A 668-nucleotide genomic window follows, 5' to 3' on the forward strand; every position below is an offset into this window, starting at 1 on the left:
CAATCGGTGTCATGTTGTCTGGGATCAGCACCTTGAAGACACCTCCGAAGAATCGCCAGGCCGCCTCGCAGCCGGCGATGACGGCCACCAGGGTCTGGTTGAACGTCAGCCACACAAACATGTGCCGCGAATAGACCGCGGTGAAGATCAACGCGTGCACCACCCGGTTGCGCCCCGATTCGGGATCGAAGATCGTGCCCATCCGACCGAAGTCGATCTGGCACTCCACACCAGGCTCACCATCGGCCACCGGCACCGTGCCAGCGCTGCCACGACCCCGGTAGGCGGTGCACGCCGTGCAGTACCGGTGCAGGGTCCGCTGCGGCACCACCATGCCCTGACGTGCCAACAGGTCACCGATCTTGACCACCGTCAGATCCTTTTCCACCCACTTGACGATCTGATCGTGGTTGGCGCGCAACACTTCCCACGCCTGTCCGTGCCCATCCGGCCGGCCCGGCCGCACCGCCTCGATCACCGCCCCGATCAGCTCATCGGTGAGCTGATCCAGATCACCGTCGCGGACCAGCCCCGCCAGCACCGCAGCGTTCGTATAGTCGCGTGCGGTCTTGCGATCGACCCCTGCCAACGCACCCACCCGGCGCAAGCCGGCCCCCGACATCCACACCCGCAACAGCTCACGCACCTCGATCACCGAAACCTCCCGA

1 protein-coding gene is annotated in these 668 nt (G+C 65.3%); it reads right to left on the bottom strand.

The window, feature by feature from the left end; genetic code table 11:
• On the bottom strand, positions 1-668 hold a 668-nt coding region (locus FPZ47_RS27815), incomplete at both ends, for a transposase (RefSeq protein ID WP_486813349.1).

The sequence above is a fragment of the Mycobacterium helveticum genome (genome assembly GCF_007714205.1).
Classification (GTDB): Bacteria; Actinomycetota; Actinomycetes; order Mycobacteriales; family Mycobacteriaceae; genus Mycobacterium; species Mycobacterium helveticum.